A 24,375-nucleotide genomic window follows, 5' to 3' on the forward strand; every position below is an offset into this window, starting at 1 on the left:
GAATGGTCGAGGACACCCAACAGCAGCTCGTGAACCACTTCGCCTCCCACTTTCGGGGAGGTGAAGGGTTTACGACAATCACCGCCGCTCGACACCAGGCGGCGCTGGTGTTGGGCAAGCCGGTCAAGCCTGGCACGGCACTGGCGAAGCAGGTAGATGAAGCGGTGGAGGGGGCAGTGGTGCGAGCAGCCCAGGAGATTCTTCAAGCCTCGGCTACAACTCACGACACCTATGATCGGCTGATTGATCTACATGATCGCCAACCAGCCCTGAATGTGCGCTCCTCGACCAGCGTTCTGCAGCAGGCCTACAGCACGCCCATCCCTATCGCGTTTCTAGCCTCTACCCTGGCGGGCATGACCCCAGAGACCACCGTTTATGAACCCTCGGCTGGTCACGGCGCATTGCTGGTGGGCACTGACCCTAACCTGGTGACGGTCAATGAACTCAATCCAGACCGGGCCGCTGACCTGCGGGCTCAAGGCTACACCGTCACGGAGCATGACGCGGCAGAGTACCAGCCAGAATGCCTGCACGATGTGGTGATCGCTAACCCTCCCTTTGGTGTGGTGCGAGACGTGCAGGGTCAGCGACGACGGTTCAGGTTGCCGAGCAATCTGCGGGGAACGACTCAGATTGATCAGGCAATCTCGTTCCAAGCTCTAGGGGCGATGAAAGACCATGGTCGCGCCGTTCTGATCCTGGGCGGCAAGCTGGGCGTAGACGAAGAACTGCGGTCTGAGCGCTACAACACCCTGGAAAGTCGAGGTTTCTTTTATGCCCTGTACCAACAGTACGTCGTTACCCAACACATTTCTATCTGGGGTGATCTGTACCGCAAGCAGGGCGCAGGCTTTCCCATTGACTTGATTGTGATTGCAGGCCGAGGACGGTCAGAACGCCCGTTACCCGCTGCCGATGTTCCGGTTATCTACAGGTCGTTTACTGAACTGAAGGAGTTAATTCCCCATGAACCTACCCACCACGCCCGTTTCACCCTGGACGTACCCGTTCATGAACAGCCAGTACCCCAGTTTTCCCAACCTCTGGACGCTGGAGAGTCTGGGGCTGCTGTTCATCGTCAAGGTGCCGTCGGATTTGGAGCAGCTGAGCGAAGCGACCTATCTGGAGCTGATGCAAACTCGGCTGGACGAAATGATTCAGGACTGGGTGTCCGTCACGTCTCAGCCGGAGACTCAGCAATTCCTGGCCAGCACCCTCAGCGACTTGGATTCGGCCCAGGAGATTCCGTTACTGGAGCTGGACGACGATCCGGACTTCGCCCTGGAACAGTGGCGACAGCAGTGGGCGGAGACCTTGATTCTGAGCAACTGGCGGTTTCAGGAACGGCTGAGTCACTACGGGGCAAGTTTTCCAGCCATGCCCGTGACGACCAGCGATCCAGACTATCTGGACTGGCTGAGCCTCCACGACGAGACCGCTCTGGAAGCGTGGCTGAGCGAACTGACTCTGTAGCATCTGTAGCACTTCAGGCAGATTCCATCATGAATACTTCCCTTTCAACCGATAGCCCTGAGACTCCGTCGGCAGACACCTATGATGTCCAGCCCCGGCAGGTGGTCTATGTGCCGAAGAGCAAAGGCATTTCGACCCAAACGTTGATTCCATTCAACATGGCCAGTGCAGCTCAGCAGGCGCTAGAGCGATTCGAGCAGCACCACGGCGATATTGACGAGTACCTGGCCATCCGCCTGGGCTATGCTTCCATGGCTGAACTGCACGGCTACTTCAGCGCAGAGCAGGTGGATGCATCGGCTCTGGCAATTAGCAATATCGAGCGGGGAGCGGGTTTCATTACGGGTGACCAGACTGGTATTGGCAAGGGCCGGATTTGTGCCAGCATCATGCGTTACGCCCAGCAGCAGGGCAAGATCGCCCTGTTCATCACCAAAGACAAACCGCTCTACGCCGACATGATGCGCGATGTAGACGATATCGGAATGCGACGGTTTACACCGTTTATTACCGATAGCAGCACCGAGATTCCCTTGGCCAATGGGGCGTCGTTGAAGACAGCAGGAGCCGCTAAGCAGAAGGCGGAAATGCAGGCGATGATTCAGCAGGGCAACCTAGGCCGCTACAGTGCCGTATTCACTACCTATAGCCAGCTCCAAACGGTGGGGAAGAAGGAACCATTACGCCGAAACTTTCTCCGTAAAATGGCTCCTAATGCCATCTTAATTTTGGATGAGGCCCACCAGGCAGGGGGCAGTCAGGGCGGGTGGAAAGAAGCGGGGCCACCGGATCGGGCTGACTTTGTGCGGGAGTTGATCGACCTGTCGTCAGGAGTGTTTTACTCGTCGGCGACCTATGCCAAGCGGGCTGATGTGATGGATCTCTATGCTCGTCGCACTGACCTGCGGCTGGGGGTTAGCAGTATGACGACATTGGAGAACATCTTGACTCGTGGTGGGGTGCCGCTTCAGCAGATTGTGGCTAGCAAGTTTGTGGCCTCGGGGCAGATGCTCAGGCGGGAGCGGTCTTACGAGGGCATTTCGTTTCAGGCTAAAACTGTCCCTGTTGACCGAGAGGTGGCCGATGAGTTTTCAGCGGCGATGCGGGCCATCAAGGATTTTGATCGGGCTAAGCAGAAGGCGGTGAAGGCGATCAGTAAGGAGATGAAAGCTGAGGCGAAAGCGTTGGGGGAGGATGGGGCGATCGGGGATGTGGGGGCAAAAAGTACCAATTTCACATCGCTGATGCACAACTGCATTGAGCAGGGACTCTTGGCCCAAAAGGCCGATGCCACGGTGCAGGAGGCTATTGCGGCCCTAAATCGGGGTGAAAAGCCGGTGATTACCGTTGCTAACACCATGGGCAGCTTCATCCAAGCCTATGCGGAGTCCCAAGATTTATCGCCCGGTGATGGGCTAAGTCTATCGTTTGGGGATTTATTGGAGCGGTATCTAGAGCGCTCCAGGGATGTGATCATCAAAGACTACCGGGGCAAGGCTACCCGATTTCGCCTCACCGATGGGCAGCTTGGAGCTGATGCTGTTTTGGCTTATGAAGAAGCCCTGGACTGTATCCGCGAGAGTGACTTCAGCGGCATTCCTATCAGTCCTATCGACTACATTGAGCAGCAGTTGGAGCGATCCGGGTATCGGGTCACGGAAGTTACCGGGCGGAAATCGGGGATTGAGTATGGGGCCGATGGCTCTATGGCTTACAAGGTGCGGCTGGGGGAGGAGACCACCGCCAAAGGCAAGATCGATGCGGTGGCCAAGTTCAATGCCGGCGATGCGGATGTCATTTTGCTGAACTGTTCAGGCTCGACCGGGATTTCGCTCCATGCCTCAGAGAAATTTGCTGACCAGCGGCCTCGGCACATGATTGTGGCCCAGGCGGAGCGGGACATCAACGTGTTTATGCAAATGCTGGGGCGGGTGCATCGCACGGGGCAGGTGGCGCTACCCAACTACACGCTGCTGATGGGGGATCTCCCAGCGGAAAAGCGACCGGGGGCGATCCTCTGTCGCAAGATGGCCAGCCTAAATGCCAACACCACAGCAGCACGGGAGACCGACATTTCCCTCAACACCGTGGTGGATTTTATGAATTCCTACGGTGAGCAGGTGGTGACGGAATTGTTGACGGATGATCCAGAACTGAACGCCAAACTGGATTTTCCTGCTGCTCAAGCCGAGAATGATGCCTCGGATATTGCGCTGATTAAAAAGGTGACGGGACGGATTCCGCTGCTGCCCATCGCTGAACAAGAAGCCGTCTACAGCTTGATTGAGTCGGAGTACCGCGACCTCGTGGATCAGGCGCGGGCGATGGGGGAGAATATTCTGGAGGCGGATCAGCTGGATCTGGATGCTCGTCCCTTGGCGCGGATGGAGGTGATGGCCGATGACAGTGAGACGGCCAGCGAGTTCACGGGGCCGGTGTATTTGGAGTTGGTGGAGGCCAAGAGTGAGAGCAAGCCGCTGACCCAGCTTCAGGCGATCAATGTGGTGCGGGAATCGGTGGGGGTGGCGGAGGTGAGGTCGTTGGAGGATCACGACCCGGACGCTGTAGCCGCGCAGGCGAGACAGCAGGTAGCGACGACAATTACAGAGTTGGAAGTGCAGACCAACCGCTACCGGCAGGCGGCAGTAGCCCAAAAGCAAGACAGTAAAGCGATTGAGAAACTCAATGACCGCATCGAGCAGCAGCTCATGCATATCTCTGGTGTTCTGGAAACTTTTGTGCCGGGGACACCGCTGCGGCTGGTGACGCCTGCCAGTAAGACCATTCTCTATGGAGTGGTGGCGGGGGCAGATGTCAAAAAGCGATCCGGGAGCCCGGCGGCACCGAATCGCTGGAAGCTGAGGATTTTGGTGGCAGACTCAGCTCGGCAAATTACGGTGCCCTTCTCCAAGTTCAACACCGGGCGATCGGGGGCGATCGCTGCCACAGTTCAGACCGAGGACTGGTTTGGCAATAGCGTCTATTCCCTGTTTGATCAACAACAGGAAGCAGGACGGGTCAACCGGCAAATCTTTACCGGCAACCTGATCAAGGCCTTCGAGAAATACTCTAACGGTAAGTTGGTGAACTATACCGACTACCGGGGTGAGGTCTGCCAAGGGCTGATTATGCCCAAGGGCTTTGATATTGAGTCGGAGCTGACTAAGGAGCCGGTGGCCTTGAAGGAGCCACAGCAGGTGTTTCGATTCCTCACGGAATTGACTAACCGGAGGGGAACGGTGAAGACGCTGGATGAGTTGTTCTTGTTGAAGCCGCAGCAGGCGGGGGACGGGTTTATTCTGCAAGCGCCAAAATCAAAGGAAGCTGGGGGGCGGTACTACCTGGATGAAGACTTGATTGCGGCGGCGGGGTCGGATTTTTATTCCGTAGCGGATCGCATGGAAGTTGTTATCCCACCCGAGCGACTGGAGCGGGTGCTGGGGGTGGTGATGCATCAGCGGAACTACACCCTGGCGGCGTTTGAGTTTAAGGAGGTGGCGCGACAGTTGATGGGGGTGTCGTTGCCGACGCTGGAAAAGGTGGAAGCGGCAAAACCTCCGGTTGTTGCTCAGCCAGTTATTTCAACCGTAGGGAATCAAGTTCAGGGAGAGCCATCTCAAGCAACGCCTAAACCTGTGCCTGTAGCTGCCGAATCGTCCCCAGTTATGCCCAATCCGCCCCCAATGGGGCAGCTGGAAAAGCGGATTCTGCGATTTTTGAGGAATGCGGGGATTGAGCAGGAGGTCATGACTTCCCAGGAGTTTCACCTGCGGATCGAGAATGAGCCCTTTATTCCGCTGGTGGTGGAACGACAGAGGGATGAGCTGTACCTGACCCATTACCTTACCCAGAATGGAGATATGTTCATCGACTCGGAGATGGTATTTCAGGTGCGGGGCCAGGGGCACATTGAGTTTAAGGAGACGGCGGTACAGAGTTTGCAAGGTGGAGAGTCAAGATTGCCCGACCGCGCCTTTGCCCGGATTTTCTCGAAAAATATTGTGCAGCAGGGTTTTGCAGAAGCTGCTAAGGCTCAGCTACAGGCCCAGGCAGCACCCGCCGTGGAACAGGAAACGGGGGATGAGCGATCGCGGATGCCGAGTGATATGCGGCAGTATCTGGAAGTGAAAGACCAGTATCCCGAGGCGATCGCACTGGTCAAGTCGCCAGATCAGCGGTTCTATGAGGCGTTTTTTGAGGGGGCTCGGCCCTTGATCGAGCATCTGGAGATGATTGGTACCAGCATGGAGTCTGGGGTGAAGGAACTCGGGCGGGTGCCGGTGGCGGGGTTTCCGGTGGAGAGTTTGCACAAGTATTTGGACAGGCTGACCCAGCAGGGGGAGGTGGTGATTGCAGATGGGGAAGGGGCGATCTCGGTACATCCCCATCAACGCTCGGAACCAACTTTAGAAGTACCTGGACAAGCTCCTGTTGAGCCGATTCCTCAACCCCAGACCCCAGCATCAGCGTCTGAGGAGCCTGAATTTCAGGTACAAAACCTGTTGGACCTCGACCAGTTCAATGGGGAAAACCAAAATGGACATAGGGAACACCAGACCACCGATCCAGACTGGATTGACTCGGCGGGAGAAGCTCAACCAACTGCGCCATCCTCAGAGGTGAATGTAGATCCGCCAACACAACCCTTACCTGCCTCAACTGTTTCAGCGATCGCCCAGCAGGAGCAAGCAGTAGCAGATGATCCAGCGCTGGAGACTATAGTCAAACCGTTGCCGCGTTCAGCCGTCGAGACCCTACGCGACTGGTACCGAGCTGCCCGCGATTTAGGCCACGACCCGCTGCACCTAGAACAGATCAAGCAGTTGGGCCTCTCAGCCAAACAAGCCAATGGCAACGGCTTTAACCTCGCGTCAAACCTACAGCAGGCAATGGCTCAAGATCTAGCCCAATATCAGGCGTTGCAGCAGCGGGGCGAATATGTGGCCCAAGCTTCCCAAAAAATCTTGTCGGTGATCGGGCAGACCCAGTTTCGCGGCAAGGTGTACGACCTGAAGCAGACCGCTGACCGACTCACCGTCCGCCGAGTGACGCCTCAACCCCAGACCATTTTGGAGATGGCCCAGGGGGAGATTCAGCGCACGGCGGTAACGGCTGAAGACTGCCAGCGGTTTCAGCGATTTGTGCAGCGCCTAGAATCAGACCGTATTCCCACCCCGACATCAGGAGGACTTGAACGATGATGACCCTTACCCCCTTGCCCGCTGACTACCGCCCCCAGTCCATCGTGATTTTGTGCGATGGGCAAAAGGCCGTGCATGTGGAGGGCGATGAAATGCAGCTCGATGTGGAATGGACGGCAGAGCGCGAACCCGATCGCTTGGAGATGTTTTGGGATGGGGTGTTGGTCTATGCCCAGGTGAACCAGCAGATCACAGTCAACCGCCTGGAGTTGGTCACGGGTGCTGTCCACCCCATGGAATGGATCGTTCAAACCCCAGCGGGACAAGTCGATGAACCCAGCCCTTCGCGCCACATTTGACTGGCTCCGGGAGCAGGGGCTGCCGCCGCTACCCGTGGCCCCAGCCCAAGACCCAATGTGCTACCCGGCCCGAAACCGGGATGGCAGCCTAAAACGCGACAAGGACGGGACTCTGGTGCCCGCCTTCACCGGCAAGAACCCCAGTTTTCTTGATCAGTGTGGGATGCCCCATCTGATCCGGCATACCTATTACCAGAATCAGTTGCCGACTCAGGCTGAGCTTCAGACCTGGTTTGCCAACCCCGATAATGGCATCGGCACTCTAGGTGGCTGGCACAATATTGTCTGGGTCGATGTGGATGTGAAGCAGTTTGAGTCGCAGCAGGACTGTGACCAGCGGATTTCCGATTGGCTCAGCCAATACCCGCTCTTACAGCAGACGTTTACCGAGCGCACCCACAGCAGCGGCTGGCGGCTAGCGGTGCGGGTGCATGAAAAGACGTTTACCAACTTCTCGCTGGATGGGGTGGGTGGCCAACACATGGGGGAGGCTCTGGGGCAGGGGCGCTTCACGGTGCTCGCGCCGACGGTTGGCCCCAGTGGGAACGCCTATGTCAATGTGCAGGGGGTACCGCCGGTTTGGGTGGAGCGGTTGGATGCGATCGGGCTGTACCCGGTGAGTGGTCGAAGAGAGCAAAGCCAATCCCGCCAGTTTCGACCTCGAATCCAGTCTCAGCCTGCTCAACCGGGAGTCTTGCGGCTGGAGGATCTAGCCACAGCGAAGGCCCAGGCTGTGCTGCATGGAGATAGTCCATTAGAATCGCGATCGCACTCGCTGACCTATGCCCTGCGGGAGTTCTATGGCTGGGAGAACTGGGCTGCCCAGAACCGAGTGCCGATTAGCGGCAATACCAAGGAACTGACGCGAGCAGCAGGGGCTGCTTTGGGAATTGACGCTGAGCGGGTGGAGCGGATTATGGAGAGTATTGTCGATCCAGGCAGTTGCACCCCGGCAGCGGTTTTTGCTGGGGGTGAGATTAGCGCTTGGAAGCGCGTGTGGAAACTAGACCGAGGAGTCTATCAAGAGCTGTGTCCTAGCAGTATCAGGCAGTCTATCCAGGCTACCGCTAGGGAGAACCATCGTGTTCTAACCAGAAGCAAGCTTCAAAAGAGGCAAAATGCTGTCATCCAAGCTTCAGGAATCCATAATCCTGCAATCTCAACGGCTCAGATTCAAACATTCGTTCGCCAGTCCCGAGAAATTCTGGCTCATGCCTATCAGCTAACGTATGGGAAGGTGGCTGGAGATGGCTCAGTGGTAGAGCCCAAAATTTGGGTACAGGGACACATTTATCGAATCGTCGCTGAGGAGCATGAGCTGACTGTACAGGCTCGTGGCCGGGGTGTTATTTTGCAGGCTCAGGGGGATACGGTCACTTCAGAATGCTTGACTAGGGATGATCTGAGTCGGTTTTGCGCTGAAGTGTCACGGATTCAAAATCGCTATCGATTGGATAGAGCTACGAAAGTTACCTCACCTCCATGTGTGGAAGATTTATCGCCATGAGAAGAGATCACTCGGTTATTCCCAAACCCCTTGTAAGGTGAATGCAGCCCAGTTATAAGGCGTTTGCCAGCGGGGCTCGTTCCACATCGATCGCTGGGCTTCGGTTAGCGCCTCAGCGGGTCGCATCGGACTATCAGGATCCAGCATGAGCCGATAGAAGCGGTTCATCAGCTCGCGAGTCGCATCGTCGCGCACGCTCCAGAGGCTGGAGACGATGCGCTCAGCTCCGGCATCGAACAGACCGTTAGTGAGTCCGGTCACGCCCTCTCGTCCTACCTGGCCTTGGCTGAGTCCGGTGCGGCAGCCACTCAAGACCACCAACTCTGTAGCGGATAAGTCCATTTCATTGAACGCATAGGTTGGCGATAACAACCCGGCCTGTACTACCCCATCTTCATTAATCCCTGACAAAACAACACCCGATCGCTCTGGCGCTTTGCTATTAAAGATACCGTGGGAGGCAAAGTGAACAATGCGAAAGTCACCTAATGCCGGATCTAACGCAGATTCAAGGCTAGCATCATACCCAAAGAATTTTTGAACCTGGTCTGCGGGAATCCAATCAGATTCTAAAACCGCATCGATCTCCTGCTCAGTAGCTGGAATTTGGCTGTAGAGAACCTCAACCTCAGATAATTCCGATGGAGCCATCGGCGCAGCCCAGTCGAAAGCCTTGACTTCATTCACCCGGGTATCCCGATGATTGAAGACAGGATTGGCAAAGAAAGCCAATTCTTTGTCCGCTTGAGGGCGATTAGGAGCATTTTGCCGTAGCGCTACCAAAGCTGAAGCAGAGGGAAGATGAATGATTTCGTGATCGAGCAAGAGAGGATTGAGAATCTGTCCATATTCACCCAGACGAGCAGATTCAGAAGGACTATTGTCGGGGTTAGGGTTGGGCAGAACATTGAAAGGAAGGTATTGTAAGAAGCCATCTGCGACAATAACTAAGCGCTGGGTTCCGAGTTGGTCGGCAACTGGAGCAAAAAGCATATCGCTCAATTCCGTACCGATCTCGGTAGTGGCTTTTGGGCGAACTCGCCCAATCGGGGAGGTCAGCATCTCGTAAAACGCCTGAGCCTTTTCCTCGATCACTGCACGGGGCGGAAGGACATGAGTTTGTAGATCACCATCTCCGTTCAATAACCATAGATAGCTGTCGTTTTCCCCCAGGAAAAACTGTAAGAGTAGCGTATCGTCATCTGCGATCGCCGCTTGGATATCAGGCAGAGACTGTGCAGGAGCAAACCTATCTTGAGTAGAATCACTGATAGACGGTCGTTCGAAACTGAATGCCTTAGCTTGCTCACTTGCCTCAAACGCTAGGATATCGAAGCCAGCATTAGGATTCTCCTGGTGCTGTTGCAAGAGCAAACTGATATACAAATCAAAATATCTCTGCCTGCAAGCAAAATACCGAGTCACTGTTGCGCATCGACGTTCGGCCAACGGTTTGTCATCGGCAGAAACTGACAGCCAAGGATTTTCAGCTTCAAAGTTCAGATTAGCGGATATAGACCCCTCGTACGGAATGCCATATCCATATTCAAAGCCCAAGGAGACGACTCCCGATCCGCCCGACAATGATTCATTTGGGAACGATAACTCATTAGACTGAATAGCCTCGCTGATGGCCGCTTTAGCATCTTCCTGGTTTCCTAGCATTGATTCTGCCAGGGCAATGCCATAGAAAATCTCTGCTCGTTCAGTTTGCTGATAAACTAAACTTCCTAGCTGATTTGATCCAATTTTTTCGCTCAGATTCAGGGCATCCACATATAGCTGCCTCGCTACATCAGGTTGCTCTAGAAAGAGATGCGCATCTGCAGAATTTAGTGAGGCGGTAAATTGAGAATCTACCAGATAGTTAACTATAAATCCATCGACTAGTTCGGGACTCAAAGTATTTTCAGCTGTTTGCAAAAAGCGACTCAAAAAGCTAAGAACAGCACTACTAGTAACGTCATTACTACCTTCCTGAAGATACCGATAAAATTCTTCAGCCTCATAAAGCATAGGAATAGCGGAACTATAAGCCTCACTTGCCGCTGAAAAATTTTCTAACTTGAAATAGGAGTCCGCAATATTTTTAAGGAAAAGACCGTTGATCCACTCCAAACCTTCAAATGCTCTTGTCCTAGTCTGATTATTCCATCTATCTAAAGCTGTCTGAGCTAACTCCAACTGCTGTTGCTGATACTCAGGAGTATCTTCATCCAAGACACGACCCAAAATAATGCCCTCCAAGATATATTCCAGATAGATATCAAGGCTTTCAACAAAAATTTCTATGTCTTCTGGCTGATTTCCGCTTATTCTTTCAGTCCCATCCCCGAAATCGAATTCAACGAAACTTTCCAGCTCTACCTTATTCCAAAAATTGAGGAGGGCAGGTATTGATATGTCAATAATTCTTTCAACACCCTCTAGATTCCATTCCTGAGTTTCTTCGTAATATGCAGAAGGTAAGATGGAGTTGATTTCTTGCAGAAGTGGAACTATCTCTGGAAAAGTATCAAAGAACTCATCTTGTGCAACCTCATTTTGTATGGGATCACTTGTAATGAAAAGTAAACATTGATAAACGAGATCATTTGCTTGTTTTCGAACAAGGATTTCTAAAGCGTCAAGCTCAGCTTCATAGTTGGCAGCAGTCGATAACTCGTTGAAGTCAAAGAAAAGAAGCCTAGACGCCTGAAGCCGATAAGATTCTGGAATGGACTGAAGTATAGTGTTTGCGACTCTACGCGCTAATTGAACACCATCGGGAATAAACCAATTTCCAAGCAATTCGACAAAAGATGAATCTGATTGAAGATTCAAACTCGTCTCATTTAGACCTAGAACTCTTCTAATTTCTTCTGGATTGCTCAAGAAATTGCTGAAAGAGCTTGATAAGTATTGAGCAGGTCTTTTCAGCTCTTGAGAATTAGCTACATAGATGCCTGCCTGATAGTCACCAAGAACACTGTAAGTGAAAATTGTATCTAGTAAGAGCCCGATCCTAACGGCTTCCAAAATAGGACTCACGTCAGCTGCCTCAGCTCTAGGTTGATCAAGCTGCCACTCATCCGATAGAGCGGCAAGAAAATCCTGACCCATTAAATCTGCCAAACTTAACTGAGATTGATTACTTCTTAATAGACTCAAGGATTTTATATAGTTCTTTAGGGCTTTTTGAGGTTCACTTTGTCTTCTGGTAAGTGCAGACTGATTTAGTAGAAAGTATGCTTCTAGTCCAGGGCTTTTTAGGTCTTGCAAAATGGAGAGAGCTACTTCATTATTTTCCGCTACCAATTCAGATAAATCATCTGAATTGTCCGGAAGACCATTTAATACAGAAAGTACTTTACTTAAGTTAGCAAGCGTCAAGACTTCCAATGGCTTATTTTGTTCAATTCGAGATAGATTCAGTAATTCTTCTAATGTGCTAAGCCTCCTTTGCCAGTTTTCAATGGAGAATATATTTTCCTGTGGTTGACTTTGGGCACTCTCGGATGTCTCTATCGAGGTTGTGTTTATATTGCTAGAAATCTCAACAGAGAATTCAGCGCGATCTGATGTTCGATTTTTTGCACTCTGGAACGCTTCTACAGCATCAATCATACTGGCTGGCACAGATGGATTTCCATTTGTACTACCAGCACTTGTCAGTGATGCGGAGAATGTCGTTGATTGTAAGCCAAGTTGGGCATCAAGTACTGCTGTTTGCCCCTGACCCAAAAAATTATTTTCCTGAAATTCTGATGCTAGCCAGACTCCAGATGAGCTACTCCAACCCAATCCTAGGGCAGATGACTTCATGTTTCCTTCAATCAAGTTGATGATGACATCGACCTTACGAGGATCATTGCCTGGGGCAAGCGCTAGCCGCACATCATCGAAGATGCCAAGATTAAAGACTCGCTGTAGATCCTGGGAGATTTGGTTTTGGTTGAAAACATCACCGGGCTGGGCCTCTAGCTCTCGGGTGACGATAAAGTCGCGGGTTCTGCCCGTAATCGGCTCACCATCTTCATCAACGGTTTCACCCGTTTCGTCAATAAACTGCACCCGAATATCTTCAATCACCCCTTCGGCAATATCTAGGATAACGACACCGTTGCTACTGACATCCGGTGCATCTACAACCTGAGCCAGAATGTAGCCTTCGGCTTGATACCACTCATTGAGTCTGCGAATGCCGCCGTCCAAACGGCGTAGGTTGAGGGTCGTGCCATACTGATCGCCAAAGATTTCATCGATTTGTTCAGGAGGCAGCACCTGGGTGCCAGGGGCCTGCACCGATCGCAGCACTGGGTTGGGGGTGACTTCGTAGGTCACCCGAACCCCCAGAGGTGTATCGGATGGTACGGCGCGCACGTTAGAAAACCATCCGGTTTCAAAAATGGCGTTGATGTCGTTTTGTAGCTGGGAACGGGTAGAAGTTTGACCTGGCTGGGTTTGCACGACCTCATAGATTGAATCCCTTAGTTCGGAAGGCAATTCCCCGTTGGAGGTTGCTATGACCACCTCAGCAACTAACACCGGAGTCTCTGAATTCGTTTCGGTGGTTTCGCCCTCACCTCCAGTTGGGATGCCTTGTTTATCTTGGGTAAACAGTTGACTGTCTTGATCGAGCCCTCTGCCCTCTAGACCGTTGGAAAGAGTGGGGCTTAGGCGACCTTGAGTTGTAAGAGCCAGGGTTTGGGAATTAGTGTGATTGAGCAGGGACGGCCCAGTATGGGAATAAGACTGAATGGTTCGCTGTGGAACAGGGTTAAAGGCTTGTGCCACGTCGGCGAGTAAATAGCAACAGACTAACAGAGACAGTAGTACTCCGCAGGCTCTGAGCCATAGTGAACTTGAGCGACGAGATGGGGGCTTGGGCAGTGGTTTGGTCATAATAGTCTGAACAACAGAGACAGATGATCTACAAGGAGATTGGAAAGAGCGTTAATTGGGTTCTGGTAGGGAAGGGGTAAATAAGCCAGGGCAGTTGTCCGACAGGTTAGTGAGACGATCGGACTGGGCATAAACCTGACATAAAAGCGAATCCCATAGTGGGGCAAACTGCTGTGGGTCTGATGTTTTGAGAGTATTTACCTCCGCTAGCAGGTCAAACCAGTAAAGGGAGTCTACCAACGCTAAGTAGGTGGGCTGAGTATCGTTTAGATCATCCCTTAGTGCGGCGGCTTCGTCTGCAGTGACGCGCTGAATCCAACCATTAACAGTAGCGTCACCCGAACGATTCCCAGGATTACAAAGAATAGAGAAAACCCAACGGTAGCGTTGCCCTGGCGTGAGAGGTGGTTGATCCTCATTCCAAGAGATAGGCATTAATCCTGAGGTCGATGGTACCAAGGTTTTATGTTCGTATAGGATAATCTCGTCGTCGTCGATCAGCACAAACTCTGCCTGCAACCGGCCATTACCTTCGTAGGGTACATAGAACCACCAAGTGGGGTAGCCAGATAGTACAGGTTCCAGATAGGGAATGCCGGTTTCCGTTGAGACGGGCACAATGGCGAGCAACTCTTCGGTTGTATAGAGGCAGCGATCATGATTAGCCCCGCCTTGGCTAGTAGAACCGCTAGTGGCTGTGGGGCTGGGTCGAGAAGTTAGCCGTCGCCACAGATCACTCCAAAACCCTTCTTGACTGTCAGACTGAGCATATAAGGGTGGTGAAGAAAAATCAGGACTGGCCATCGTAGGAGATATCGCCAACATCAATCCAAGCAAAACTAAGATTGGAAAAATCAACCGCGTACGACTCATCATGGATTAGTGCCTCGTCGATTGGACTTTGCTGGTTCTACGAATGGGTCTCGAAGCCTGAGGTCAGTATAAACCACTATTCCGTTAGACAAAATAAAAGACACCATGGGAGGAATCATCGGAATCCATCCTGCAGCTAACCCCATAGTGAGTCGGCAAACTATATAAATTAATAGTCCTCCCCCTATTAAGGAAGTGACTAGCCATCGAGGGTGCTCTCGCCCAACAGTTCCTAGCAACGCTCCCGCGATCGCCCAGCCCGCTATCCAGAGCCACTCCCCCCACTGAGGCCACACCCAAATTTGCCGCCGTTCTCCCAGAAAAAGACTAATGAGTTGATCAACCATATGAGCATGCAGCGTCACGCCAGAAACAGTAACGCCGTAAGGAGTCAAAAATTTATCGCTGGCGCGGTCTTCATCGGTGAGACCAATCAGAACTATTTTGTCTTCGAATTGCTCTGTAAAAGTACTTGGCTGCTCCACATCAGGCTGTAAATCCGCGATAGAAACATGAGTGAATGCTGCCCGCAAATTGTTGCCTGCTGGTTCTCGATAGTTGAGCATCAGCTCAAAGGCTCCTGGATCGATAGCAGAATATCCGCCGTACATGTAAGCGTTAATACGCTCGATGAGAGTTGGATCAAAGATATCCGGTAGGTCAGTAAGGGTGATTGGTTGGCTTCTTGTTACCTGGCTGTCTGTCTGAGCAGCTTCAATATCATCTTGAATGACTGGCTCGATGGTTGCAGGTTCACCGTTGAGATAGTGGAGCGCAATCAAGGCGTTAAAGGCGACCTCTGCTTGACATGCAGAGGTCGCCTTTTCAAATTCAGGCAAACCATTACCGACTAAATGGCGGCGCATTACCCTATCGGTATCGACTGCAAAGTTGCTAAAGCCAACAAGCTCTGGGGGAATAACCTCGGCAGATGGCGGTGGTACTGAGTCTTGCCATTCTTTAGTAGAACTGTAGTAGGGTTGATTGCACAGTCCATAGATGATGGCTGGTGGTGCAGGGTTAGCCTGAGTAAGTGGGTCTAAATTCAGATTGCTGTTGACTGGTGATTGGAACGCTGCTAAGGCTGGTTCAGTCCAGGTTTCCAAATCTGGTGGCAAATACCAGTCAACGCCAATTATCTGTGCACCATATTCCTGTAGTTGGTTGATTGCATTAATAAGCACTTCGTCATTGACATCATCGGCTAGCGTCCTAGGTTTATTAGGAGGTTGGGTTTCTACATCTTCCGGAGTGACTTCTACAACAATGATGCGATCACTGATCGGCTCCGGCATTCTGGCGGTAAGTACGTGGTCGTAAGCTTTCAACTCCAAAAATTCAAAACCACCCAAAATTCTTGCAATGGTGACTGCGATCGCCACCACAGCACCCCGCTTTAAGCCCCATTGGAGAAGGTGCCGTCGGGCTGGCCCCTTTAGACGTGGATCATCAATGTCTAAAAGGGGTGGTGAGGGTTTAAGGACTGGTTCGATGGCTTTTTGCAGCGATTCTAGCCCTGGGCCTATGGGACTTTCTAACCAGTTCAATAATTCGGGTATCCGTTGACCTTGAGGGGCACTGGCGGGCGAGATATTACCCCTTGGTGGGTTGAGGGCATATAAAACCGCTTCAAATTGGGGAGTGGGAAGGGCGAGGAGGAATTGATAAAGTTCAGTGCGAGTTTGGGGGACGGGGGATGGGGATAATGAGGGAAGAGGGGAATGGAACCTAGATTCGATAGTGTCTTCCCGCTTGCGGGGTGTTCCAAAAGAAAGGGGAAAGGGAGTAGAGCGTTTGAGTAGAATGGGGATGGCGGATTCGGATTTGCCTGCCAGTTCGATGGCAGCACAGCCCAAGTCAAAGGCAAACTCTACAGAACGTCCAGCCCCTAACGCATCGTAGAAGCCCACAGCAAACTCGATGGCGGCGCGATCTCCAATGCTACGGCTCATGCCGATCACGTAAGGAACATACTCAGCAATGACTTTAGCTTGGATTTGGGAATAACAGCCATTGAGTACAACACAGTGAATCGGCTCAGGAAATTCGTCTGCATTGGCAAATATAGAGAATAGTTTTGCTAAAGCCTCACCGGATACTAGCCTGACCTGTCCAACCTCATCCTCAAAAACCAACCCTTCTTCGCCCTCTCCGTGTCCAGAAAAGTGTACAATCTGCGGGGTTTCATCCAGCATGGCACGTTGGATATCGCGGGGACGGGCGGCTAATCGTTGAGCTAGAGTAAAGCGATCCCGATGGTGGGCACGTCGCAGTCCTTCTTGGATATCGCGCAATTCTTCATCTAGGCGCAGGTGAGAGGTAGTTTTGGGGTTTGCTGCCAGAATCAAGATTTTAGACATAGCCATAGGGAAAATATACTGCATACTATAAACCATCTGCCTTTTGGGCTCATCACAGTCTTTAACTGCCTGTTTTCCCAGATAGATAGCTGTGACTCTTTGATTAACTGTATCCCGTCTACCGACTACAAGACTGGTGCTAGAAGTACCAACTCGTCAGGTATGCTTTCTGGTGAGAAGGAAAAAAGGCGTAGCCAATGACTGATACATGCATTGATTATTGGGACAAACCCTAATGAAGTACACAAACCAGTCAAAATGTTCTAGAGCTAGAGCTCTAAATCAACTTGGCTTGTCGTTTTCTGGACTAAATGCTTCTCTGGTGACGAGCCTGATATCTGAACGCTGAGCTCCAGCTTAATTTCTGAAAGCCGACTATCACTAGGGTTTTCCTTCGCCCTAGATCGCTCCACCCGCTCAATCAGCCGCTCCAGATCCTCCGACGCATACAGCCGCAGTTCTTGCTTCACCCGGCTCACTGCCACATAAAAGCTCTCCCGCCCCACATAGCGATCCAGCGCCCCAATCACCCGCTCCGCCGACTTGCCCTGGGCCGCATGGGTCGTGCTGACCAGCGCATAGTCCAGATGCGCCAGCTCCGAACTCTCGAAGCATCCCACCTCCTTCTGGCCCCAGCGAATTAGCACCTGTCCATCTTCCAAACCCACCACCTCAAACTCCTGGCCATTGCGCCGCCCCAGAGTATGATCATTGCGCGTCCACCGCAGGCGATCGCCCACCGCAATCTCCATCTCCTCCACCTCATACACCGACTTCCGCCGGATCTGAGTTGGATCCATCTGCAACGCCACCCCCGATTGTCCCCGCAGCATCAGCCCATTGCTGTGGCTATCCGTCGCCAGCACCTCATAGCGCTGCCCCTTCTCCAACCCCAGTCGCTTGTAGCTGGCCTGGGGAATCAGCACATGCCCCGGCTGAAAATGGTGGGCATAGCTCGCCTGGGTCTCCGTCAAATCTCTCGCCTTCAGCCGCTTCATCGTCAGGCTCTGGCCCAGAGTTCCTTCTGTCTTTAGGCCCTCTCGTACCAGTTGGGTAATCGCAAGCCGTTCTTGGTTGGTGCCAGCCAGCAGTAGGGTCTTCTTTCGCTCGTCAGGGGTCAGGGCAAGATAGTCGCGGGCGATCGCCTCTGCCCTTGCCTCTTGACTACTCACCTGCTGAATGTAGGGCTTCAACTGCCGCACTCCCGCCGCAATCTCCCCGGCAGCAATCAAGTCAACCCCCGCCTTGATCTGCTGGTTTTTCTGCCGCAAGGACTGGGTAAGGTAGGCTGTCGCCATCCCCGCCTGCTGCAAACTCTTAAACGGGTTCCCTGCCTCCACCGCCGACAGCTGCCGGGTATCTCCCACCAAAACCACTCGGGTCTGCTGTGTCTGGGCTTTGGTCACCAGGGCCAGCGCATCCTTGGCACTCAAGAGCCCGGCCTCATCTATCACCCAGACCTCAGGCTGAGCTGGGTTGGGCTCCGCCGGTTGAGCACAGAGCAACGCCGCCACCGTTTCCACCGGCTGAATCTGGGCCGAGTCGCCCAAGGATTTCGCCGCCTCCGCACTGGGGGCAAAGCCTCGGACAGTGTAGCCCTGAGACTCGGCAATTTGGCGAAACTGGTTTAGGGCGTAGCTTTTCCCCGCCCCAGCCACTCCCTGCCAAGCAATGAAGCGATCGCGGCTTGTAGAGGCCAACATCACCCCCTGCACCTGGCCCTCGGTCAGCTCCTGATCACGCAGATGTGCTTCTACCAGTATCGGAGCGGCAATAGCTCCCACATCCCCTCGCCCATCCAGCACCGTGCGAATAGTCTCCAGCTCCCGCAGTACCGCCGTCTGAGTGGTCAGCCTCTGGTCATGGGTGTGAATCACTTCTGGATCGGTATCCAAGGTTTGCTGCACCTCATCAAAGTACTGCTGCCCCAGATGGTTCTCTAGGGCAAAGCGCTCTACCTGCTCGCGCTGGAACACCGCCTCTCGCTCAGCGCAGTGGGTGAGCCCAGCTTGGGTAGCCTGCTTCGGCTGGCTCTGCCAATCGATTAGCTGGGGTTGAGGGTGCTCCAGATTCAGCGCCTGGGCCTGCTGCTGCCAGTAGATTCGTAGCTCTTCTCTAGGGATTTCTTTCCCCTTGGGCGCACGGGTCATCAGGGTGGCCAGCTCTCGCTCCTGGGCCGTCGCGTCCTCATCCACCGCCGCCAAAATCTGCTCCCGCCGCTTGGAGAAAGTCTGGAGGTCGTCAGGTCGATATCCCCGGAGTTCAAACTGACCATTTGCCCTGGGCTCGATGGCATATCCTAATCTCTGCACCTCCACCGCCAGCTCGTTCTGGTACATCATCCCCAACAGCTTTTGCTGCTTGAAGAGAATGTCGTTGTGGATCGACTGCCAGCGGTCATTATCTAGCTGCGTGGCATTGATCACCACACAATGGGTGTGCAGCTGCGGATCCTTCTTGCGGGAGGTGTCGTGGTGGAACTGGGCGACGATCAGGTTGCCGGTGCTAATGGCTTTCCGCCCCTCCGGCGTCCGTACCCGCGTTTGGGCATAGCGCTCCTCGATGATGGCCAGAGTTCGCACAACCGCTGTGCGATGGGCCTGCTCGATCGCTTCATTGCCGCCGACCAGGGCCGCCAGGCTGATACTCTTGGGCACACTAAAGGTCAAATCCAACCCGGCTCGATGGCGCTCTGGGTCGATCTTTCGACCCGATAGGGTTTGGTGCCCCTGAGGATGGGAACCATGGAGCAGGTTTTTGAAGTCGCCTCCCTGCACCTGGCCCGCTAGCCCCAGGCCCTTGGCCCCCAGGCCCCACCAGCTTGAATGGGCCTGGTTCTCTTCGCTGGTGTAGTAGTTCTCGGCGGTGTAGTAGGTTTCGCCCTGGTTGGCGCTGATCACCGTTAGGCTGAGCATGGCTGACCTCCTAGCCTTCCACCAAACCCTGGCGCTTGCGGATTTCCTGAATCAGCGCCTTGCGATTTTCCAGCGCCTGCGGCCCTCGGGCATTGGCCTGCTCTAGGGCGATGGTCTCCAGCAAAATCTGGAGCCCCTGAAACTGCACTTGCAGCAACTCCATCCGAGCCTTCAGGTCATCCACCTGCCGTTCCAGGTCGCGGCGCTGCTGACCATCGCGCATCATCAGGCGAATAATGCTGGCGGCAGGTAGACCCAGCCGATTAGCCTCTTTCTCGACCATTGCCGCCTCTTCGAGGGGCAGCGAGACGCTAAATCCTTTACCCATGAGCTTTTCCGTGAATTCGTTAGTGAGTCGTCCATGATTAAACACTGGCTCCCATATCTGGAACTTCTGATAATGCTGGGTTTCAGCAATCCCCTGCCCAGGGCTGGGCGTGGTGTGTGGAACGCGGAGCAACGAAACGCAGTGGAGTGGCGTAGCCCCCAAGGGCAGCCCATCAGGCTGCTGTCAGAGCATTTTGTGCAAGGGGATAGGGAGCAAGTATCTCTGTTTTAGCCCACAGACAATATTACGTTTGCTCAGCCTGGCAAGCTGCAAAGTTTGTTTTTATTCATCACCTAGATGATGAATTCTCGTCCCTCATGGAAGATATTAACCGGCACGTCGTGAATAAGCCGTGATCAAGTCGTTTATGACTCAGTGACTCTAAGGCTTTACCAAAGGCTAAATAGAAAAGTCGTGAATAAGTCGTGAATAAAATTCACCAGCTATCAAAACGATGATGAACATTGCTGAAGATAACAATTTAGTCGTTATTAAGTCGTGAATAAAGCTAGCGATTCAGAATACAGATATCTATCCACAAACTGAGAAGCATTCTTGCAACTTCAAGATGTTGATTCAATATTGTCATTGGCATTCAAACTATGACCCAAATGATCCAGACTTATATCGACATGGGCAGCTCTGCCACCAAGTGCCTCTACTGGCAGAACCAGCCCTACCTGCTGCACCTCGACCCGCAAGTGGCTCGCCTGAACCCCTCGCGCCTCGACCGATTGATGCTAGGCGGGCTAACTAGCCAGGAACCGGAGGACAGTGCCTATGTGATGGTGGGCCATAGTGCCTATGCCATTGGGGCGTTAGCGATCGCTCAAAAAGGTGACTCGGGTCTGGCTCTACCCAAACGCGATCGCGCTGTCTACAAGATCTTGGCTACCCTGGGTGCGATCGCTGAGAAAACTCTGGCAGCTAAGGACTCCGATAGCTCACATTGTGAGTTCACCGCTCAATTGGGTCTGCTGCTGCCGCTGGAGGAATACTGGCAAGACCGTAAGGAGTTGAAGACCCAGATTCTGGGGGCGATCGCCGACTTCAACTTTCGGGGCCGGTCTTTGTCTGGACAGCTAGAGCGTATCGAGATGCAGCCAGAAGGGGCTGGGCTTTACCTGGCTAAGGGGTTGCAGTTAGCCAGATCTGGGGTGGGAATTCGAGACTCCACCGTCGTCGTCCTGATGTTTGGTCACCGCAATCTCTCCATCCTCACCTTCGAGAAGGGCAGCACGCCCCAGGAAACCAACAGCACCTCCCAGGGGCCAGGGTTTGTGGAATACCTGAAGCAGTGTGCCACTGAACTGCCGGGTGTCGCCCCGGATGATCCGGCTCTGCTGGAAGCGGTGTTGCAGGGGCACCCTACCTTTCACGTCCCAGGACGCAAGGAAGCCCTCGACTTGGCGAAGGTCTGTAGCTATGCCCGAGAGTTTTATCTAGAGCGGGTGCATCAATTTCTGGTAGAGTGGCTGCCCTCGGCGGAGGTGGAGGTGATTGTGGGCGGCGGTGCTGCCTATGTCATTCGCCCAGAGCTGGAGCAGTTTTTTGACCAGCGCGGACTCGCTCAACAAATCACCTGGGCTGAGACCCTGCGACAGGAGATCACCGACGTGCTGCGGAATCAGGATGGCACGGCTGAACCTGACCTGATCACCAGCGTCCGCTGGGCCGATGTCTATGGGTTATTCAAAACGTTTATGTACAGCGCCAAGCCAAGCCACCAGAGATAAGGACTCAGAAACATGACCCAAATGTCAGAAACGAAAGCCCGAATTCAATACTCCAGTCGGGATGAACTAGATGTGGCGGTGATTGGTTATTGCCGGGGGCGATCGCGCCATGACCTCCATGCCCGAATGCGATCGGCGCTGAATGGTTGCTATGGGCCGTACGCGATGGCAGCAGTTCAGGCTCCCCAGGATGAAATTCGACGGCAGGCGATGCGATCAATTCAGCAGTTGACATCCCAGATTTTAGAAATCAAGGAACAGTTCCTGCCGGAGTTAGAGGCCCTCCATGCTCCGGTCATGCTCCCTAGGGTAGCGATCCCAGGGGGCGAGCCACATCCACGCCAGTCACCATCAACCAAGGGCTCCATGGCATCTATCCCAACAGAACCCGTCACAACTCTGACTGATTCAGGGCCGGTGGATCAGCCGCTGCGAGAGTTCTTGGGTGATGATGCCGCTATCATGGCGGGGCTGAATCCTTTCATCAATGACTTGACGTGAACTCGCCACGACCCAGAACACCGATCCCCGTTGACCGTCAGACCCAGGAACAAATTGCGGGGACGGCGGTGCTGCTCCTAGAGCGGTTTTGCCGCGACCAAGTTCGGGGGCAGCGGGTTTTCGAGGGCAAGCAGTTTTACACGATTGTGGAGCGGGGGCGCGACCTAAATATCGAGTTCAGGGGCGATGCTCACCACTTGCCGGAGACGATTCTGACGTTGCGCACTCAGCGAGATAATGGACAGACACTCTACGAGATTGAGTCCTGGTTGACCCAGGCAGATGTGCAGCGGTTTGCCTTGATTCGGCAGGAGTTGAAGCGAGATCTAAAGCTTCAAACGGCGGAAATAGAATACTGACATCAAATGTGCTTATGGCAACTGGGTTTCATCGCAAATAGGCCATGGAGGCCTAGATGGCAGCCCAATTAGTGGGAAACCTTCAAGTAGCGCTTTGCAATCCCTCAGAAAACTGCCAGAATGTGGTGGGGATGACTTACAATCTTTCGCACCCCCTACTTTTGAACAAGAAATTAACGGTTGTAGCGGTTTAGCCAGGGGGGAGTGAATGGTTACCACTCACAAAAGCCATTGGCTCGAACTATATCGTAACGACGTTGATAGTTGAGTATTTAGCAGTAAGTGCTCATTCTACTAATGTTCAAGAGATGATCCATCCTCGAAGCAACACTCTACGAACAAGGTTGGTTTGGTAGCAACAGGCAGACTTGTAGATGTGGACAATGAGTAAAAATTGGGCTATCTGCATTGGGATTAATGAATACTAAAACCTCCAGCCGCTTCAGTATGCGGTGCAGGATGCGGCCGTGCGAGATTTTTTTCTCCCCACGGTCAAGTTTGAGCAGGTGTTCTACTTTGCCGATGATTCGCCGCCCATCGAGACGCCTCGGGGAGAGATGAGATCGCTGCCCACCTATGCAAACCTCAGGCGCTTTTTCCGAGAGCAGTTTCAGAAGCCGTTTTTGGAGGCGAGAGACAATGTCTGGTTTTTCTTTGCCGACCATGGCAAACTGCATGAAGGTCACGACTATCTGATGCCCGTCGATGTGGATCCGGGCAACATTGAAGAGACGGCCTGTTAAGCAAATGCAAGGAAGTTGAACACTGGGTCAATGCCGTTACATGGATGTAGTTCCGAGCTACTCTAAGCTCATAACAACGTTTTTAGGATGATAAAAGACCGTCTTCAGGGTTTTAGGTTGTAGTATTGAGGTGCAGAGGGCTATGAGAGATGATCTAACTGAATATCTAGATTTCCTGAAAGAGGGGAAGGCACGCATCTGGATGCTGCTGATTGGGATTGATGCCTATACAGATACTCGATTGAAACCTCTATCCTGCGCTGCGTCTGACTGTCAAAAGCTGGAAGATGCTTTAAAAATAGCAACTCAAGACTTTAAGGCATCGGAAATTCGATCTCTCTACGGTGCAAGCGGCGATCGCCCTGTTACGAAGGAAGATGTAGAAGTAGAACTCGCGACTATTGTCCAGTCCGTAAAGCCGAGGGATACACTTTTCATGTATTTCTCTGGTCACGGAGAAATCGGGTCGGATGATCAGCTCTATCTCTGCCTAAGTACCACACAAACAGATAACCTACAGAAAACAGGTCTGGGAATTCGTCATCTGCTCAGTCAACTCAATGCATCGAAGGCTAGCCGTCAGGTGGTTGTGATGGATGCTTGTCATAGTGGCAGTACGATTGGGCAATTTAGGGCAAGGAGTCGAGGTTCTGCCGGATTGGAGCGATTGGATCAAGACCCTCCCCTAGGCGATAATCATGACGATGGTCTGGAGGTTAATCCAGGCATTGGGCAAAAGCTCACGGAAAATCTCAATCAATATGCGAGCAGCACGGGCAAGGATTTTTTCGCGCTACTGTCCTGTGAAGAAGGACAGCAATCCTGGGAAGTGTCAGGATTGGGGGGGATTTTCACCCATTATTTAGTGGAGGGACTAAAGGGAAAAGCAGCGAATCCAGAAGGGTTGATCGAAATGGATCACCTTTATAAATATGTTCGAAGAAATACAGCTCGCTCGGTTCAGGAACAGATTTGTCCAACTCGTCCGACGGCACAGCAAACTCCGGTGCGCTTATCAACCGGCAGTCAAGATATTATTATTGGGGTGGGTTCCTTGACTCACAGTGAAGAAGAGCTGTTCGCACCGCCGTCTCCGAATACTTCCCTAGACATAAAGTTTGCACAACAACGTAGCCGCTATCTCAATGCCTTTAGTTATTGTTATCAACGGCAATATCCACCTCGAATTTCTG

13 protein-coding genes and 1 pseudogene are annotated in these 24,375 nt (G+C 52.9%); 8 read left to right on the top strand and 6 right to left on the bottom strand.

Features of this window, described 5'->3' with window-relative positions; translation table 11 throughout:
• The first annotated feature begins 2 nt into the window (after window positions 1-2).
• From JUJ53_RS10920 to JUJ53_RS10930, 3 genes are read left to right on the top strand one after another with little or no spacing between them, the layout of a single operon-like run.
• Window positions 3-6,677, top strand: coding sequence for a strawberry notch C-terminal domain-containing protein (locus JUJ53_RS10920; protein WP_239124971.1), 6,675 nt, complete (start codon window positions 3-5; stop codon window positions 6,675-6,677).
• A complete protein-coding gene (locus JUJ53_RS10925) occupies window positions 6,674-6,976 on the top strand; it encodes a hypothetical protein (protein ID WP_204152031.1) in 303 nt (100 codons plus the stop codon). Before JUJ53_RS10920 ends, JUJ53_RS10925 begins: the two co-directional genes overlap by 4 nt.
• Window positions 6,948-8,483 (top strand): bifunctional DNA primase/polymerase, encoded by a 1,536-nt coding sequence (locus JUJ53_RS10930; RefSeq protein WP_204152032.1) that lies wholly within the window; start codon window positions 6,948-6,950, stop codon window positions 8,481-8,483. The genes JUJ53_RS10925 and JUJ53_RS10930 overlap by 29 nt, the downstream gene beginning before the upstream one ends.
• A 15-nt stretch (window positions 8,484-8,498) precedes the next feature.
• Here JUJ53_RS10930 and JUJ53_RS10935 read toward each other — a convergent pair whose 3' ends face one another.
• The 6 genes and pseudogenes from JUJ53_RS10935 to JUJ53_RS10955 all read right to left on the bottom strand — a co-directional run bounded on the left by JUJ53_RS10935 (window position 8,499) and on the right by JUJ53_RS10955 (window position 19,843).
• Window positions 8,499-13,259, bottom strand: coding sequence for a CHAT domain-containing protein (locus tag JUJ53_RS10935; protein ID WP_204152033.1), 4,761 nt, complete (start codon window positions 13,257-13,259; stop codon window positions 8,499-8,501).
• A 159-nt stretch (window positions 13,260-13,418) separates the two neighbouring features.
• Window positions 13,419-14,243, bottom strand: a complete 825-nt coding sequence (locus JUJ53_RS10940; RefSeq protein WP_204152034.1) for a DUF928 domain-containing protein — start codon at window positions 14,241-14,243, stop codon at window positions 13,419-13,421.
• A complete protein-coding gene (locus JUJ53_RS25480) occupies window positions 14,240-15,625 on the bottom strand; it encodes a CHASE2 domain-containing protein (protein WP_343327933.1) in 1,386 nt (461 codons plus the stop codon). The genes JUJ53_RS10940 and JUJ53_RS25480 overlap by 4 nt, the downstream gene beginning before the upstream one ends.
• Window positions 15,626-16,066: 441 nt before the next feature.
• Window positions 16,067-16,600 (bottom strand): annotated as a pseudogene (locus JUJ53_RS25485) (CHAT domain-containing protein); the annotation flags it as partial.
• 269 nt (window positions 16,601-16,869) lie between these two features.
• On the bottom strand, window positions 16,870-19,515 hold the full coding sequence (gene mobF / locus JUJ53_RS10950) for a MobF family relaxase (protein WP_204152036.1): 2,646 nt from the start codon (window positions 19,513-19,515) through the stop codon (window positions 16,870-16,872).
• A 10-nt stretch (window positions 19,516-19,525) separates the two neighbouring features.
• Window positions 19,526-19,843, bottom strand: coding sequence for a hypothetical protein (locus tag JUJ53_RS10955; protein ID WP_204152037.1), 318 nt, complete (start codon window positions 19,841-19,843; stop codon window positions 19,526-19,528).
• Window positions 19,844-20,445: 602 nt separating this feature from the next.
• Between JUJ53_RS10955 and JUJ53_RS10960 the strand changes: the two genes are divergently transcribed.
• From JUJ53_RS10960 to JUJ53_RS10980, 5 genes are all read left to right on the top strand, one after another.
• Window positions 20,446-21,579: a ParM/StbA family protein gene (locus tag JUJ53_RS10960; RefSeq protein ID WP_204152038.1), complete on the top strand. Its 1,134-nt coding sequence runs from the start codon at window positions 20,446-20,448 to the stop codon at window positions 21,577-21,579.
• A gap of 12 nt (window positions 21,580-21,591) precedes the next feature.
• Entirely contained in the window at window positions 21,592-22,080 is a 489-nt protein-coding gene (locus tag JUJ53_RS10965) for a hypothetical protein (RefSeq protein ID WP_204152039.1), read from the top strand.
• On the top strand, window positions 22,077-22,439 hold the full coding sequence (locus JUJ53_RS10970; protein WP_204152040.1) for a hypothetical protein: 363 nt from the start codon (window positions 22,077-22,079) through the stop codon (window positions 22,437-22,439). Before JUJ53_RS10965 ends, JUJ53_RS10970 begins: the two co-directional genes overlap by 4 nt.
• A gap of 467 nt (window positions 22,440-22,906) precedes the next feature.
• Window positions 22,907-23,182 (top strand): hypothetical protein, encoded by a 276-nt coding sequence (locus JUJ53_RS10975; protein WP_204152041.1) that lies wholly within the window; start codon window positions 22,907-22,909, stop codon window positions 23,180-23,182.
• A gap of 142 nt (window positions 23,183-23,324) precedes the next feature.
• The coding region (locus JUJ53_RS10980; RefSeq protein ID WP_204152042.1) for a caspase family protein at window positions 23,325-24,375 on the top strand (1,051 nt) is incomplete at its 3' end.

This window comes from Leptolyngbya sp. CCY15150 (genome assembly GCF_016888135.1).
Lineage (GTDB): Bacteria > Cyanobacteriota > Cyanobacteriia > RECH01 > RECH01 > RECH01.

What these genes read in the sequence shown, in the direction of transcription:
- JUJ53_RS10920 (WP_239124971.1), top strand. Translation starts at nt 3, where the DNA reads ATGGTCGAGGACACCCAACAGCAGCTCGTGAACCACTTCGCCTCCCAC.
- JUJ53_RS10925 (WP_204152031.1), top strand. Translation starts at nt 6,674, where the DNA reads ATGATGACCCTTACCCCCTTGCCCGCTGACTACCGCCCCCAGTCCATC.
- JUJ53_RS10930 (WP_204152032.1), top strand. Translation starts at nt 6,948, where the DNA reads ATGAACCCAGCCCTTCGCGCCACATTTGACTGGCTCCGGGAGCAGGGG.
- JUJ53_RS10940 (WP_204152034.1), bottom strand. Translation starts at nt 14,243, where the DNA reads ATGATGAGTCGTACGCGGTTGATTTTTCCAATCTTAGTTTTGCTTGGA.
- mobF (WP_204152036.1), bottom strand. Translation starts at nt 19,515, where the DNA reads ATGCTCAGCCTAACGGTGATCAGCGCCAACCAGGGCGAAACCTACTAC.
- JUJ53_RS10955 (WP_204152037.1), bottom strand. Translation starts at nt 19,843, where the DNA reads ATGGGTAAAGGATTTAGCGTCTCGCTGCCCCTCGAAGAGGCGGCAATG.
- JUJ53_RS10960 (WP_204152038.1), top strand. Translation starts at nt 20,446, where the DNA reads ATGACCCAAATGATCCAGACTTATATCGACATGGGCAGCTCTGCCACC.
- JUJ53_RS10965 (WP_204152039.1), top strand. Translation starts at nt 21,592, where the DNA reads ATGACCCAAATGTCAGAAACGAAAGCCCGAATTCAATACTCCAGTCGG.